This window comes from Streptomyces sp. WP-1, assembly GCF_030450125.1.
GTDB classification, from domain to species: Bacteria; Actinomycetota; Actinomycetes; order Streptomycetales; family Streptomycetaceae; genus Streptomyces; species Streptomyces incarnatus.
Genome location: NZ_CP123923.1, coordinates 4,791,666 through 4,806,149 on the forward strand (window position 1 = coordinate 4,791,666; position 14,484 = coordinate 4,806,149).

Below are 14,484 nucleotides of genomic sequence, written 5' to 3' on the forward strand. Positions count from 1 at the left end.
GACGGGTGCCGTCCCGGGGGTCACTCCTCCACCGTTAGTCCCTTGCGCAGCCGTACCAGCGTGCGGGACAGCAGGCGGGACACGTGCATCTGGGAGATGCCGAGTTCCTCGCCGATCTCCGACTGGGTCATGTTGGCCACGAACCGCAGCGAGAGGATCTTCCGGTCGCGCTGGGGCAGCCCGGCGATCAGGGGCTTGAGCGACTCGATGTACTCGATGCCCTCGATCCCGTGGTCCTCGTACCCGATGCGGTCCGCGAGCGCGCCCTCGGTCTCGTCCTCCTCGGGCTGGGCGTCCAGCGAGGAGGCGGTGTACGCGTTCGAGGCGGCCATGCCCTCGACGACCTCCTCCTTCGAGATGCCCAGGCGCTCGGCCAGCTCCGCGACGGTCGGCGCGCGGTCCAGCTTCTGGGCCAGCTCGTCCCCGGCCTTCGCCAGGTCGAGACGCAGCTCCTGGAGGCGGCGCGGTACGCGCACGGACCACGAGGTGTCGCGGAAGAACCGCTTGATCTCACCGATGATGGTGGGCATCGCGAAAGTGGGGAACTCGACACCGCGTGACAGCTCGAAGCGGTCGATCGCCTTGATCAGGCCGATGGTGCCGACCTGGATGATGTCCTCCATCGGCTCACTGCGGGAGCGGAAGCGGGAGGCGGCGAACTTGACGAGCGCGAGGTTCAGCTCGACCAGGGTGTTCCGGACGTACGCGTGCTCGTGCGTCCCTTCCTCCAGCGCCTCCAGGCGCTCGAAGAGGGTCTTGGACAGGGCCCGTGCGTCGACGGGGCCGACCTCGTCGTACGGGGGGATCTCCGGGAGTCCCTCGAAGGGGTCATGGAGATCGATGGGATGATCCAGTTGTACCGGTGGGGGTGTCGACGTCGCGGTCGGGGTAGACGAGGCGTCGAGCCGGGGTGACATGGGTGTCCTCCATCGTTCTCGGCATACGGCTGCCGAAGCCATCAGGTGCACTACGGAGTGCGGCGCCTCCAAAGCCGGCGTGTAGAAGTACGTGTCCTTACTAGCCCTATCGGCTTTGCCTGAGCGATCGCAAGTGCATTGTGTTCATGTATGTCCGATTATGTGAGGTTGTTCGGGTGCCGGACTGCGCCAGGAAGGCGTAATGTTCGAGGGCATCAGCAAGCCACGACCTCTGGAGAGAGACGGCATGGACCACGGGATGGTCGGCAGCGCACAGTCGGGCCGGCTTCTGGTGGAGGTGCGTGAAGAGGGCGCCAGCGCGGTTGTCACACCGGCGGGTGAGCTTGACCACCACACCGCCGATCTGCTGCGCGAACCCCTCGACGACCTCCTGGGCAAGGGATTCTCGCGGCTCGTGGTGGACTGCTCGCGCCTGGAGTTCTGTGACTCCACGGGGCTGAACGTCCTGCTCGGGGCCCGTTTGAAGGCGGAGGCCGCCGGTGGCGGCGTCCATCTGGCGGGAATGCAGCCCGTAGTCGCTCGCGTGTTCGAGATCACCGGAGCCGAGGCGGTCTTCACCGTCCACGACTCCGTCGCGGACGCCCTGGTCGGGGAGGGTGACGGCGCCGACTGAGCCCGCGATCGCGCGCGGCCGGGTGCGGTACCCGTGGGCCCCACGAAGACGGGGGTGTTCCGGCGCCCGGGTCGGGCAGGAGAGATGCTGACGACCATCCACCGTCAAGGCGGCGTCGCCGCGCTCCGGGTGTGACATATCCGCGCGTGTGCGACGGGCTCGACCGGGCAGGAACCTGCCCGGGCAGGGCGGCCGCGAACAGGAGTGCGAGGCGTCATGCTACGGGCGGACGGGGGCTGATATGCGGATGACGGAACGGACGACGGGGCGGCGCTGCCGACGACGGACGGACCGACCGGTGCTGGGAAGCACCGGACTGTTTAATCGTGAACTGGTGATTCGGTGAGGTGAAGCGCTGATGAGCACCACCCGGCCCTACCCGCCGGGCGACCGCGGCCATGAGCCCAGCGGCGCTTCCGGGGTGTCCGGGTCCTCCGGGGAGGACGCGCCGGCCGGCGCTGCCATGGCGTCCGTGACGGGCGCGGCCGCGCCGCCGTCCCCGACGGACACCGGCGGCGCGGAGACGCCGCGGGGCCGGCAGGTCCGCAGACTCGGCCTCGAGGGGGCCAGCGGCGTCGTCCCGCTCGCCCGTGACTTCACCCGGCAGGCGCTGTACGACTGGGGCTGGCTGCCCGCCGCGGGCGCGGAACAGCGGGCCGCGGCGGAGGACGTGCTGCTCGTCGTCTCCGAGCTCGTCACCAACGCCTGCCTGCACGCCGAGGGCCCCGACGAGCTCGCCCTCGTCTGCGACAACAAGGTGATCCGCCTGGAGGTCACCGACCGCGGCGCCGGCCAGCCGGCTCCCCGCACCCCGCATCGCGCCGGCCGCCCCGGCGGCCACGGCATGTTCATCGTCCAGCGCCTGTGCCTGGACTGGGGTGTGGTGCGCGCCGAGGGCCGCCCCGGCAAGACGGTGTGGGCGGAGCTGGGCGCCCCGGCCTGACCCGGTCGACCGGCACGCCGCCCGACTCGTCGGGCGGCACGGCGGGCGGCCCCGATTCCGGGGCCGCCCGCCGTGCCGTTTCCGCATCCCCGCACAACCCCCGCAGGTACGTGTCTTCCTTCCTCGGGGCCCCAGGCGTACCTTGACGGCTGACCTGATGCACCGTCAGGAAACTGCCGGGAACGAATTGGGGTGGACCGATCGTGTCGTACCCGAAACGAACCGCCGCGCTCGCGTCCGCCGCGGCGCTGGCCGGGGCGGCCGTGGTGCTGACCGCGCCGGCGGCCCGAGCCGACGTGGTCGACGTCGACTACCGGTGTGAGACGCCGATCGGCGTCAAGAGCGCCGTCTCGCCGATCGACATCAAGGGCGTCCGCAGCGGCGCGGGTTACAAGGTCACGATGTCCTGGCAGAAGGGCGTCTCCTCCAGCCCCGTCGAACTGGGCAAGGGCGCGATGAGCCCGAGCGCCACCATCGGGCTCGGCGGCGCCGACAGCGGCACCCTCCCGGTGAGCGGACCGCCCAACGCCGCCGCGATCCCCGCCAACACCCCCATCAAGATCAGCGACTTGAGCGGCACCTACACGCCCAGGAAGTCCGGCAAGGTCACCTTCACGGCGGGCACGCTCACCATCAAGGCGCTCGGTACGACGACGACCTGCACCCCCACCGGCGACCCGGGCCCCTCCCTGACACTGAACGTGACCGCGGCGGGCGGCGGTTCGGCCGGTGGCTCGTCCGGCACCACCGGCTCGTCCGGCACCACCGGTTCCGCCCCCGGCGGCACCCTCCCGCAGACCGGCCCCGACGACTCCGCCCTCGCCCTCGGCACCCTCGGCGGCACCGTGCTCCTCACCGGCGTGGCGGGCGTCCTCTGGCTGACCCGGCGCGGTCCCGCCGTACGCCGCTGAACTCCGCCGCCCCGAGCCGCCGTTCGCCGCCGAAACCCGGTCACCAGCGCTGGAGCCGCCCATGCCGTCCGCCGTACGCGCCCTCGGACCGCCCCTGCTGATGACGCTGACGCTGCTGGGCACCGCGTCACCCGCCACCGCCGCCGCGTCGCCCGCCACCGCCGCCGCCGCGTCGCCCGCCACCGCGACCGTGTCGCCCGCCACCGCGACCGCGTCGCCCGCCGCCGCGCGCCCGGCCGGCTGGTCCCTCGCGCCCGTCGGCGGCCCCCGCCCGTCCTTCTACGCCGAGGGCGCCCCCGGCACCGCCCTCCAGGACACCGTCGCCGTGACCAACCCGGCCCGCACCCCGGTGACGGTACGGCTGCGCGGCACCGGTCTGCCGGTCGTCCTCGCCAGGTCCGCGCTCACCGTCCCGGCCCGCACCCGCGCCGAGGTGCCCTTCACCGTGTCCGTGCCGTCCGGCTCCGCGCCCGGCGACCGCTCGGGCACGATCGAGGCGCGCGACGGCGCGGGCCGTACGGCGAGCGTCCCGGTACGGCTGCGGATCGCCGGGCCCCGGCTCGCCGCGCTGACCGTCGAGCAGGTGGCCCTCCACCCGGACGGCATCACGTACCAGCTGGTCAACCGGGGTACGACCGTGCTCGTACCGACCCTCGCGGTGCGCGCCGAAGGCACCTTCGGGCGGGTCCTGGACCGCGCCCCGCGCCCCCTGCCCGTCCGGCTGGCCCCGGGCACCCGGCGCACCTTCGGCGAGCCGTGGCACGGCCGCCCCTTCCTGGACCGCGTCGGCGTACGGCTGACGGTGACGGCGGGCGGGGCGCACGCCACGGCGGCCACGGCGGTCACCTTCGTGCCCCGGGGCACGCTCGGCGCCCTCGCCGGGGTCGCGGCGGCGACGGCCGCTGTCCTCGTCCGGCGGCGCAGACGTCGTACCGGAAAGCGCGAAACCCTCTCCCGCGAGGCCGAGTCGACGGGAGCGGCAGCGTGAGGCGGATCGTGGTCCTGGCCCTCGCGGCGCTGCTCCTGCTGCCGCTCGCGGGCCCCGCGACGGCGGCGGGCGGACCGGCCGTACGGCTGTCCGCGGCGCAGGCCGGGACCGGTGGCTCGGTCACCGTCCACGGCACCGGCTGGCGCCCGCGCACCCTGCTGATGCTGCTGGTCTGCGGCCGGGCCACGCCGTCCCGGGGTGTCGTCGGCGGCACCAACTCCTGTGCCAACGCCGACGGCCGCGCCGTCACCACCGACGCCCGGGGCGCCTTCGCCAGGAAGCTGCCGGTGGCCGAGCCGCCCGTGCCCTGCCCCTGTGTGGTGCACGTGGCCACGGTCACCGGCACCCCGGCGCAGGCGGACGCCGTCCTCGACGTCGCCGGGCACCCCGTCGCCCCGCTGCCCGCCGAGCCCTCCGGCGGGCGCCTGGCGATCCTCTCCGACACCCGGCTGACCGGCTCCGGCTCCCCGCTGACCTGGTTCGGCGCCCCGCCGGGCCGCACCCTGGTCTTCACCGCGGGCAACCTCGGCACCACGCCCGTCAAGGACCCGGTCTTCCATGTCGGCACCGCGCACGGTGTGTTCGCCCCCGAGTGGGACGACCGGCAGTGGCACGGCACCCTCGCGCCCGGGAAGAAGGCGCGGATCGAGCTGCCGGTGGAACTGTCCGCCGGGGCGCACGGCGACTACACCGTCTCCCTCAAGTACGACGGCAAGCTCCTCGCCGAACAGCCCTGGGGCGTGGGCCGGCCCTGGGGCGTGACCCTCTTCTGGATCCTGCTCTGCCTGGTCGTACCGGCGGCCCTGTTCCGCGCCGGGATGGCGGTGGTCGACCGGGTACGCCCCCGCCGCCCGGCCGGCCCCCGCACCCCGCGCCCCCGCACCCCGCGCCCCGCCCGCCGTGCGAAGACCTCACCGCCTCCCGAACCCCCGGCCGCCGCCCTCCCGTGGTTCACCCCGGGCACGGCACCCGGCCCGCTCTCCGCACCGCACGACGACAGCCCGACGAGCCGTACGACCCCCCGTACGGCTCCCACCAGGAAGGGACCCACGTGAGCATGCGAAGGAGAGGTACGGCGGTGGGCGCCGCGCTGGTGCTGAGCGGCGCGGGTGCCCTGCTGGGCCTGGCCGCGACACCCGCGCAGGCGGCGACCGTGGCCTACGCCACGCACTGTGTGCCGCCCGCGGGCATCAGCCCCGTGGACGGCACGACGAAGGTCGAGATCACCGCGCCCGCGACGGCGAAGGCGGGCGAGACGGTGGACATCGTGTGGAAGTTCGTCGCGGCCGCGTCCAGGAACCCGGACATCATCGGCCTGCCCGCGAACTCGGTGCAGCCCTCGGGCGTGCTCAAGGCGGCCGGCGCGCAGACCGCCGACATCGCGATGCGGGGGACGCGGCAGAACCCCGCGATCCCCAAGGGCGCCCCGATGGTGCTGTCCGACATGAAGGGCAGCGTGAAGCTGACGGCGCCGGGGGAGGTGACGCTGACGCCGGACGCGTACACGGTGAACGCGATGTCGACGGACACGAAGTGCACTCCGAAGGAGACGGTTCAGCAGTCGGCGACGATCAAGGTGACGGCAGCGGACGGCACCCCCACCCCCACCCCCACGCCCACTCCGACGCCGACCCCCACCGCCACGCTCACCCCTACCCCCACCCCGTCCACGACGGGCGGCACCGGCCAGAGCGACTTCACCGGCAAGGAGGTGCGGATCCCCTACGCGTGCAAGACCCCGATCGGCGACAAGAGCGCCACCTCGCCGGTGCGGATCGACGCGAGGAGGAACGGCGGGGACTACGCCCTCACCGTGCGCTTCGAGAAGTCGGTGATGGACAGCCCCGCCGACATCCCCGCGGGCTCCGTGAAGCCGTCCATGGAGGTGGTCGTCGGCGGCGCGGACAAGGGCACGGTCCCTGTGGCGGGCCCCGCCAACGCCGCCCCCATCAAGTCCGGTGACCCCATCGCGATCCCCGACCTCACCGGCACCTACAAACCCGGCGCGACCGGCTCCTCGACCCTCTCCCCGGGCGTCCTGACGATCAACGCCCTGGGCACGACGACCACCTGCACCCCGGCCGCCACACAGGTCTCCCTCACCCTGGACACGAGCGGTCAGCCGGGCGGCACTTCGGGCGGATCCTCCACCTCCGGCGGCTCGACGGGAGCCACCACCACGGGCTCCACCACGGGCTCCACCTCCGGCGGCCTGGCCGACACGGGCGCGAACGACCACGAGACCCTGAAGGCCCTGGGCCTGGTGGCGGGCACGGCGACCCTCCTGGGCACCGCGATCTTCACCTTCATGCCACGACGCCGGACGCGCTAGCCAACCTGTGTCTTTCGGGGGCGCGGGGAACCCCGCGGAAAACCGAGAGGGCCGCCACACCCACCCGGGGTGCGACGGCCCTCTCGGCCAAGTCCCAGCGACTAGCGCACGTCGCCCATCAGCTTGTTCACCTTGCCGCGGTACATCCACACCGCCACACCGGCGAGCACCGCGAGGACGGCCTCCAGCATCACGAAGCCCATCTTGTCCAGGTTCACCCCGCCGACCGCCGGGTTCGACAGCAACGCGGTCACGGAGTCGCCCGCGGTGACCGCGAGGAACCAGACGCCCATCATCTGCGAGGCGTACTTCTTCGGCGCCATCTTCGTCGTCACCGACAGACCCACCGGCGACAGCGTCAGCTCACCGACGGTCTGCAGGAAGTAGATGCCGACCAGCCACATCGCCGCGGCCTTGTGGCCGTCCTGCGCGATGGACAGCGGGGCGAGGAACACGAAGAAGGAAGCGCCGACCAGCACCAGGCCGGAGGAGAACTTCACGATCGTGCTCGGCTCCTTGCCGCTCCGGTTCAGCCACAGCCACAGCCAGGCGAAGACCGGCGCGAGGGCCATGATCATGACCGGGTTGACCGACTGGTACCAGGAGACCGGGAAGTTCCAGCCGGCGATCGTGTTCTTGGCGGAGGCATCGGCGAACAGCGACAGGGTCGAACCGCCCTGGTCGTAGATCATCCAGAAGACCGCGGCGGCCACGAAGAACCAGACGTACGCGCGGACCTTCGAGCGCTCCTCGCCGTCGAGGTCCTTGTCGCGCAGGATCCGGCCGATGACCAGGATCGGCACGATGAGACCGATGAGGGTCAGCGGGATCAGCGCCCAGTTCAGGGTGAAGTGACCGGTGAAGCCGACGATGCCGTAGAAGACCGCGGCGATGGCCAGCCAGATCAGGCCCTTGCGCAGGGTGGTGGCCTTCTCCTGGGCCGTCATCGGCGTCGGGACGACCTTGCTCTGCTCGCTCAGGTGGCGGCCGCCCAGCAGGTACTGGGTCAGACCCAGCGCCATGCCGAGCGCGGCCAGCGCGAAGCCGAAGTGCCAGTTGACGTTCTCACCGATGGTGCCGATGACCAGCGGAGCGACGAACGCGCCCAGGTTGATGCCGATGTAGAAGAGCGTGAAGCCACCGTCGCGGCGCGGGTCCTTCGGGCCGTCGTACAGGTGGCCGACCATCGTGGAGATGTTGGCCTTCAGCAGACCGGAGCCGATGGCGACCAGCACCAGGCCGACGAAGAAGCTCGCGGCGGCCGGCAGGGCCAGGCACAGATGGCCCAGCATGATGATCAGACCCGCGACCGCGACCGTCTTACGGGGGCCGAGGAGCCGGTCGGCGACCCAGCCGCCGGGCAGCGCGAGCAGGTACACGAGCGACAGGTAGACGGAGTAGATCGCCGTCGCCGTGCCCGCGGACAGGTGCAGACCACCCGGGGCCACCAGGTAGAGGGGGAGCAGGGCCCGCATGCCGTAGTAGGAGAACCGCTCCCACATCTCGGTCATGAACAGAGTGGCCAGGCCGCGGGGGTGGCCGAAGAAGGTCTTCTCGGTGCCGGGGGTGCCCGGGTGGACCGAGTCCTTCGTCAGGCTGGACGCCATGGTCGTTCCTTGCTGGTCGGGACGCGCGATGGAGCGTTGCGCGCCCGGTGGGGGTAGCGGCCGGCACCGGCGGGGTCGGTCGTCCGCCCCCAACGCCCGGGGGGAGTCCGCTCCGGATCACGAAGCGGTGGACGGCGACCACCGGGATCCACGCTCCGTGACGCGACGATGCGTCCGGAGCCCGGCCAGAGGTCATTCCTTTCAAGGCCGGTCGGACCCGACCGGCCCGCACACAAGAAGGACCTTCAGCGTCAATGCCCGCCAAAGGTCCCCGGGTGTACTACAGGCGTTCACGTCACTGTACGTCAGGACACCGCCCGGTATGGAAGGACTTGAGACGCGGATCACAGGTGTCGAGGGAACCGCGCGACGGAATTCGAAGGCCCCTTCTACGATCGCATCCCACAGGTGATGGTTCGTACCGCGGGGCACCCCAGGTAAGAATCCCGGGAGCCGATCACACCCCGGCACCGCACGTGGGCGGTCTACCATCACCTCATGACCCGTGTACTGCTCGCCGAGGACGACGCGTCCATCTCGGAGCCGCTGGCCCGCGCCCTGCGCCGGGAAGGTTACGAGGTCGAGGTGCGCGAGGACGGACCCACCGCGCTCGACGCCGGAATGCAGGGGGGCGTCGATCTGGTCGTACTCGACCTCGGCCTGCCCGGCATGGACGGCCTGGAGGTCGCCCGCCGGCTGCGCGCCGACGGCCACACCGTGCCGATCCTCATCCTGACCGCGCGGGCCGACGAGGTGGACACCGTCGTCGGCCTGGACGCGGGCGCCGACGACTACGTCACCAAGCCCTTCCGCCTCGCCGAACTGCTCGCCCGCGTACGGGCCCTGCTGCGCCGCGGCGCCGCCGAGCCGCAGCAGCCGCCGGCCACCCACGGCGTGCGCATCGACGTGGAGTCGCACCGCGCGTGGATGGGCGACGAGGAACTCCAGCTCACCGCCAAGGAGTTCGACCTGCTGCGGGTGCTGGTGCGCGACGCCGGCCGCGTGGTGACGCGCGACCAGCTGATGCGCGAGGTCTGGGACACCACCTGGTGGTCGTCCACCAAGACCCTCGACATGCACATCTCCTGGCTGCGCAAGAAGCTCGGCGACGACGCGGCCAACCCCCGCTACATCGCCACGGTCCGGGGCGTGGGCTTCCGCTTCGAGAAGAGCTGAGCCCCGACCGGGGTCCGGCGGTCACCTCAGGTAACGGAACATGCGTCGACGTCTCATTCAATCCACCCTCGCCGTCGTCCTCGTGGTGATCGCCGTCTTCGGCGTCTCCCTGGTGATCGTCGAGACCCGGACCATCACCAACAGTGCCCAGGAGCGGGTGGAGTCGGAGGCGGCGCGGCTGGCCAGCATCGTGGACAGCCGCATCCTGGCCGCGGAGAACGTCAACGCCGACGCGCTGCGCAACCCGGTCAGCAAAGAGCAGTACGCGGTGATCGAGATGCCCGGCCGGACGCCGATCGAGATCGGCACCCGGCCCGTCGGCGACGTCATCCACGCCACCCAGCACGGCGAGGAGGGCGAGACCGTCACCGTGCAGGAGCCGCGCTCCGCGGTCACCCGCGAGGTCGGCCGCACCCTGCTGATCATCGGCCTGGTGGCGCTGCTCGCGGTGGTCGCGGCCGTGCTGCTCGCGGTGCGCCAGGCCAACCGGCTCGCCTCCCCGCTGACCGACCTCGCCTCCACCGCGGAACGCCTCGGCTCGGGCGACCCGCGCCCGCGGCACAAGCGCTACGGCGTCCCCGAGCTGGACCGGGTCGCCGATGTGCTGGACTCCTCCGCCGAGAAGATCGCGCGGATGCTGACCGCCGAGCGGCGGCTCGCCGCCGACGCCTCCCACCAGCTGCGCACCCCGCTCACCGCGCTGTCCATGCGGCTGGAGGAGATCACCCTCACGGATGACCCGGACATCGTGAAGGAGGAGGCGAACGTCGCGCTGACCCAGGTCGAGCGGCTCACCGACGTCGTCGAGCGGCTGCTGACGAACTCCCGCGACCCGCGCACCGGCTCCGCCGTCACCTTCGACCTGGACGAGGTCATCCAGCAGCAGCTCGCCGAGTGGCGGCCCGCCTACCGCAACGTGGGCCGGGCCATCGTCAGCTCCGGCAAGCGGCACCTCCAGGCGGTGGGCACCCCGGGCGCGGTCGCCCAGGTGCTGGCCGCGCTGATCGAGAACTCGCTGATGCACGGCGGCGGCACCGTCGCCCTGCGCACCCGGGTCACCGGCAACCAGGCCGTGGTCGAGGTCACGGACGAGGGGCCCGGGGTGCCGGCCGACCTCGGGGCGCGGATCTTCGAGCGCACCATCAGCGGCCGCAACTCCACCGGCATCGGCCTCGCCGTCGCCCGGGACCTCGCCGAGGCCGACGGCGGCCGCCTGGAGCTGCTCCAGTCCCAGCCCCCGATCTTCGGCCTGTTCCTCTCCCGCACGCCCCCCGCCCGCAAGACGGACGAGGACCTGCCCACCGTCCGCTGAGCGGTACGGCGGGCAGGCCCTCGTGCGTGTCTGCGGTCCGCTGAGCCGGGCAGCGGTCAGGGAACCCGCTGCGTCCTCGGCTCGGGCTCGCTAGGGGATCGGTGCGACTCCGCCGCCAGGATCGACTCGGCCTCCTGCGCGGGCAGCGCCCGGAACACCCAGGTGCGGTACGACCAGAACCGGAACAGGGTCGCGACGGCGATGCCGAGGAACTTGAAGACGTTGCTCTCCAGCGGGCTGTCCCAGCCGAGGCCGTAGGTGGCCAGGAAGAGCACGCCGTTCTCGATCACCAGGCCGATCGCGCTGAAGAACAGGAACAGCGTGAGTTCCTTGGTACGGCCGCTGCGGTCACGGTCCCGGTACGTCCAGTAGCGGAAGCCGACGTAGTTGAAGACGATGGCGACCACGGTCGCGATGATGCTGGCGCGCACCACCGGCAGCGTCGAAACGTGCCGGACCAGGTTGAACACGCCCAGATTCACCAGGACACCGGCACCGCCGACGGCGCCGAACTTGGCCATCTCGCCCACGAGCCGTTGCAGCCCCGAGGAACGCTGTTCCATGGCGTTGCAGCTCCCGTCGGTAGGTTTTGGTCAACTGGGCCATGCTAGCGGCGCGCGGGGCCCGCCGCCTGAGGACCAGGCCAGTGCGGGGAAACAGGTCGGAAAGAGGCCGGAAAGCGGCGGGTAAGAGCCCGGAACGGGCGCGGGCGGGGCCGGCGCGGAGGGACGCGATCCGGCCGGTCCCGGTGGCCGATACGCTGTAGGTGTGACGTTCCCGGTAGTCGGCATGGTCGGCGGTGGTCAGCTCGCGCGTATGACGCACGAGGCGGGCATCCCGCTGGGCATCAGGTTCAAGCTCCTCAGTGACACCCCTCAGGATTCCGCGGCGCAGGTCGTGAGCGATGTCGTCATCGGCGACTACCGCGATCTGGACACGCTGCGCGAGTTCGCGCGCGGTTGTGACGTGATCACCTTCGATCACGAGCACGTGCCCACCGAGCACCTCAGGGCCCTGGAGGCGGACGGCATCCCCGTCCGCCCCGGCCCCGACGCGCTCGTGCACGCCCAGGACAAGGGCGTGATGCGGGCCCGGCTCGACGCGATCGGCGTCCCGTGCCCCAGGCACCGGATCGTCGCCGATCCCGATGACGTGGTGCGGTTTGCGGACGAACTCCGAAGGGGCGGGCCCGCAGTGCCCTCCGACGAGGGCGGTGGCGGGCGACGGGCGGACGGCTTCCCCGTCGTCCTGAAGACCGTCCGCGGCGGCTACGACGGCAAGGGCGTGTGGGTCGTCGGCTCCGCCGAGGAGGCCGCCGAGCCGTTCCGGGCGGGCGTGCCGGTCCTCGCCGAGGAGAAGGTCGACTACGTCCGCGAGCTCGCCGCCAACGTCGTACGCTCCCCGCACGGCCAGGCCGTCGCCTATCCGGTGGTGGAGTCCCGCCAGGTGAACGGCGTGTGCGACACGGTCATAGCCCCCGCCCCCGACCTGGACGAGGAGCTGGCGCTGAGCGCCGAGCGGCTGGCGCTCACCATCGCCAAGGAGCTGGACGTCGTCGGGCATCTCGCCGTCGAGCTGTTCCAGACCCGCGACGGCCGCGTCCTCGTCAACGAGCTGGCGATGCGCCCGCACAACTCCGGCCACTGGACCCAGGACGGCGCGATCACCTCGCAGTTCGCCAACCACGTCCGCGCGGTCCTCGACCTGCCCCTCGGCGACCCGCGCCCGCGCGCCAAGTGGACCGTGATGGTCAATGTGCTGGGCGGCGACTACCCGGACATGTACTCCGCGTATCTGCACTGCATGGCCCGCGACCCCAAGCTCAAGATCCACATGTACGGCAAGGACGTGAAGCCCGGCCGCAAGGTGGGACACGTCAACACCTACGGCGACGACCTGGACGACGTGCTGGAGCGCGCCCGTCACGCAGCCGGCTACCTGAGAGGCACCATCACCGAATGAGCCCCGTTGTTGGCATCGTCATGGGGTCGGACTCCGACTGGCCCGTCATGGAAGCCGCCGCCAAGGCCCTGGACGAGTTCGAGATCGCCTACGAGGTCGACGTCGTCTCCGCGCACCGGATGCCCCGCGAGATGATCACGTACGGCGAGCAGGCCGCCGACCGCGGGCTCAAGGCGATCATCGCCGGGGCGGGCGGCGCCGCCCATCTGCCGGGCATGCTCGCCTCCGTCACCCCGCTGCCGGTCATCGGCGTGCCGGTGCCGCTGAAGTACCTCGACGGCATGGACTCCCTGCTGTCGATCGTGCAGATGCCGGCCGGCGTCCCCGTCGCCACGGTCTCCGTCGCCGGTGCCCGCAACGCCGGGCTGCTCGCGGCCCGCATCCTCGCCACGCACGACGAGGACCTGCTGCACCGCATGCGCGACTTCCAGCACGAGCTGAACGAGCAGGCCACCGAGAAGGGCAAGCGGCTGCGCTCCAAGGTCGAGGGCGCCGGCGGCTTCGGCTTCGGGAAGTGAGCGCCGTGACGCATCTGGACGAGGCCCGCGCCCTGCTGCGCGAGTTCCCCGTGGTCGACGGCCACAACGACCTGCCCTGGGCGCTGCGCGAGAAGGCGGGTTACGACCTGGACCGCCTGGACATCGCGGGCCACCAGCACGAGCACCTGCACACCGACATCCCCCGGCTGCGCGCGGGCGGCGTCGGCGCCCAGTACTGGTCGGTGTACGTGCCGGCCGAGCAGCCGGACCCGGTCGCCGCGACGCTGGAGCAGATCGACTGCGTACGGCAGCTGCTGGACCGCTACCAGGCGGACCTGGCGCCCGCGCTGACCGCCGCCGACATGGAGGCGGCCCGCGGTGAGGGCCGTATCGCCTCCCTGATGGGCGCCGAGGGCGGCCACTCCATCGCCAACTCGCTGGGCACCCTGCGCGGTCTGTACGCGCTCGGCGTGCGCTACATGACCCTCACCCACAACTCGAACGTGGACTGGGCGGACTCGGCGACCGACACCCCGAGGGCGAACGGCCTGACCGCGTTCGGCCGTGAGGTGGTCCGCGAGATGAACCGGCTCGGCATGCTGGTCGACCTCTCGCACGTGGCGCCGTCCACCATGCGCGACGCCCTGGACGCGAGCACCGCCCCGGTGGTCTTCTCGCACTCCTCGGCCCGCGCGGTCTGCGACCACCCCCGCAACATCCCGGACGACGTCCTGGAGCGGCTGCCCGCCAACGGCGGTGTCGCGATGGTGACGTTCGTACCGAAGTTCGTGCTCCAGGCGGCCGTGGACTGGACGGCCGCGGCCGACGAGAACATGCGCGCCCACGGCCTGCACCACCTGGACACCACCGCCGAGGCGATGAAGGTGCACCGCGCCTTCGAGGAGCGCACCCCGCGCCCCGTCGCCACGGTGCCGGTGATCGCCGACCATCTGGACCACATGCGCGAGGTCGCCGGCATCGACCACCTCGGCATCGGCGGCGACTACGACGGTACGGCCTTCACCCCGGACGGCCTCAGCGACGTCTCCGGCTACCCGAACCTCCTCGCGGAGCTGCTGGACCGCGGCTGGTCCAAGACCGACCTCGCCAAGCTCACCTGGCAGAACGCGGTACGGGTGCTGGGCGCGGCGGAGGACGTGGCCCGCGACCTGCGGTCGAAGCAGGCGCCGTCCAACGCGACCATCGAGTCGCTGGACGGCTGA

Annotated in this window: 14 protein-coding genes; 11 read left to right on the forward strand and 3 right to left on the reverse strand. The window is 71.9% G+C overall.

What is annotated here, in order from left to right; all coding sequences use genetic code 11:
* Positions 1-20: 20 nt before the first annotated feature.
* On the reverse strand, positions 21-917 hold the full coding sequence (locus QHG49_RS21075) for an RNA polymerase sigma factor SigF (RefSeq protein WP_145488998.1): 897 nt from the start codon (positions 915-917) through the stop codon (positions 21-23).
* Positions 918-1,164: 247 nt separating this feature from the next.
* Between QHG49_RS21075 and QHG49_RS21080 the strand changes: the two genes are divergently transcribed.
* The 6 genes from QHG49_RS21080 (at position 1,165) to QHG49_RS21105 (ending at position 6,725) form a co-directional block, all read left to right on the forward strand.
* Positions 1,165-1,551, forward strand: a complete 387-nt coding sequence (locus QHG49_RS21080; protein ID WP_145488996.1) for an STAS domain-containing protein — start codon at positions 1,165-1,167, stop codon at positions 1,549-1,551.
* Between the two features lie 358 nt (positions 1,552-1,909).
* Complete coding sequence (locus tag QHG49_RS21085; RefSeq protein WP_301490691.1) at positions 1,910-2,494, forward strand: ATP-binding protein; 585 nt, start codon at positions 1,910-1,912, stop codon at positions 2,492-2,494.
* A gap of 203 nt (positions 2,495-2,697) precedes the next feature.
* Complete coding sequence (locus QHG49_RS21090; RefSeq protein WP_159701984.1) at positions 2,698-3,405, forward strand: LPXTG cell wall anchor domain-containing protein; 708 nt, start codon at positions 2,698-2,700, stop codon at positions 3,403-3,405.
* A gap of 61 nt (positions 3,406-3,466) precedes the next feature.
* A complete protein-coding gene (locus QHG49_RS21095) occupies positions 3,467-4,393 on the forward strand; it encodes a hypothetical protein (protein WP_301490693.1) in 927 nt (308 codons plus the stop codon).
* The gene (locus QHG49_RS21100) at positions 4,390-5,448 is read left to right on the forward strand and encodes a hypothetical protein (RefSeq protein WP_145488991.1); all 1,059 of its coding nucleotides are present in this window, start codon (positions 4,390-4,392) and stop codon (positions 5,446-5,448) included. The genes QHG49_RS21095 and QHG49_RS21100 overlap by 4 nt, the downstream gene beginning before the upstream one ends.
* Before the next feature lie 2 nt (positions 5,449-5,450).
* A complete protein-coding gene (locus tag QHG49_RS21105; RefSeq protein ID WP_301492870.1) occupies positions 5,451-6,725 on the forward strand; it encodes a hypothetical protein in 1,275 nt (424 codons plus the stop codon).
* A gap of 101 nt (positions 6,726-6,826) precedes the next feature.
* On the opposite strand, the gene QHG49_RS21110 is transcribed toward QHG49_RS21105, so the two are convergent.
* A complete protein-coding gene (locus QHG49_RS21110) occupies positions 6,827-8,332 on the reverse strand; it encodes a peptide MFS transporter (protein WP_159701978.1) in 1,506 nt (501 codons plus the stop codon).
* A gap of 498 nt (positions 8,333-8,830) precedes the next feature.
* Between QHG49_RS21110 and QHG49_RS21115 the strand changes: the two genes are divergently transcribed.
* Complete coding sequence (locus QHG49_RS21115; protein WP_020940464.1) at positions 8,831-9,508, forward strand: response regulator transcription factor; 678 nt, start codon at positions 8,831-8,833, stop codon at positions 9,506-9,508.
* Between the two features lie 40 nt (positions 9,509-9,548).
* Positions 9,549-10,820, forward strand: a complete 1,272-nt coding sequence (locus tag QHG49_RS21120; protein WP_301490705.1) for an ATP-binding protein — start codon at positions 9,549-9,551, stop codon at positions 10,818-10,820.
* 56 nt (positions 10,821-10,876) lie between these two features.
* Here the strand turns inward: QHG49_RS21120 and QHG49_RS21125 are convergent, their stop codons facing one another.
* Positions 10,877-11,383: a GtrA family protein gene (locus QHG49_RS21125; protein WP_145488982.1), complete on the reverse strand. Its 507-nt coding sequence runs from the start codon at positions 11,381-11,383 to the stop codon at positions 10,877-10,879.
* A 205-nt stretch (positions 11,384-11,588) separates the two neighbouring features.
* On the opposite strand from QHG49_RS21125, the gene QHG49_RS21130 reads away from it, so the two are divergent.
* Genes QHG49_RS21130 through QHG49_RS21140 form a run of 3 tightly spaced genes read left to right on the forward strand, consistent with a single transcriptional unit; the run spans position 11,589 to position 14,484 of the window.
* Positions 11,589-12,782 (forward strand): 5-(carboxyamino)imidazole ribonucleotide synthase, encoded by a 1,194-nt coding sequence (locus QHG49_RS21130; protein ID WP_145488980.1) that lies wholly within the window; start codon positions 11,589-11,591, stop codon positions 12,780-12,782.
* Complete coding sequence (purE, locus tag QHG49_RS21135) at positions 12,779-13,300, forward strand: 5-(carboxyamino)imidazole ribonucleotide mutase (protein WP_159701975.1); 522 nt, start codon at positions 12,779-12,781, stop codon at positions 13,298-13,300. The genes QHG49_RS21130 and purE overlap by 4 nt, the downstream gene beginning before the upstream one ends.
* Before the next feature lie 5 nt (positions 13,301-13,305).
* Positions 13,306-14,484: a dipeptidase gene (locus QHG49_RS21140; protein WP_145489099.1), complete on the forward strand. Its 1,179-nt coding sequence runs from the start codon at positions 13,306-13,308 to the stop codon at positions 14,482-14,484.

What these genes read in the sequence shown, in the direction of transcription:
- QHG49_RS21115 (WP_020940464.1), top strand. Translation starts at nt 8,831, where the DNA reads ATGACCCGTGTACTGCTCGCCGAGGACGACGCGTCCATCTCGGAGCCG.
- QHG49_RS21075 (WP_145488998.1), bottom strand. Translation starts at nt 917, where the DNA reads ATGTCACCCCGGCTCGACGCCTCGTCTACCCCGACCGCGACGTCGACA.
- QHG49_RS21120 (WP_301490705.1), top strand. Translation starts at nt 9,549, where the DNA reads ATGCGTCGACGTCTCATTCAATCCACCCTCGCCGTCGTCCTCGTGGTG.
- purE (WP_159701975.1), top strand. Translation starts at nt 12,779, where the DNA reads ATGAGCCCCGTTGTTGGCATCGTCATGGGGTCGGACTCCGACTGGCCC.
- QHG49_RS21080 (WP_145488996.1), top strand. Translation starts at nt 1,165, where the DNA reads ATGGACCACGGGATGGTCGGCAGCGCACAGTCGGGCCGGCTTCTGGTG.
- QHG49_RS21125 (WP_145488982.1), bottom strand. Translation starts at nt 11,383, where the DNA reads ATGGAACAGCGTTCCTCGGGGCTGCAACGGCTCGTGGGCGAGATGGCC.
- QHG49_RS21105 (WP_301492870.1), top strand. Translation starts at nt 5,451, where the DNA reads ATGCGAAGGAGAGGTACGGCGGTGGGCGCCGCGCTGGTGCTGAGCGGC.
- QHG49_RS21110 (WP_159701978.1), bottom strand. Translation starts at nt 8,332, where the DNA reads ATGGCGTCCAGCCTGACGAAGGACTCGGTCCACCCGGGCACCCCCGGC.
- QHG49_RS21095 (WP_301490693.1), top strand. Translation starts at nt 3,467, where the DNA reads ATGCCGTCCGCCGTACGCGCCCTCGGACCGCCCCTGCTGATGACGCTG.
- QHG49_RS21085 (WP_301490691.1), top strand. Translation starts at nt 1,910, where the DNA reads ATGAGCACCACCCGGCCCTACCCGCCGGGCGACCGCGGCCATGAGCCC.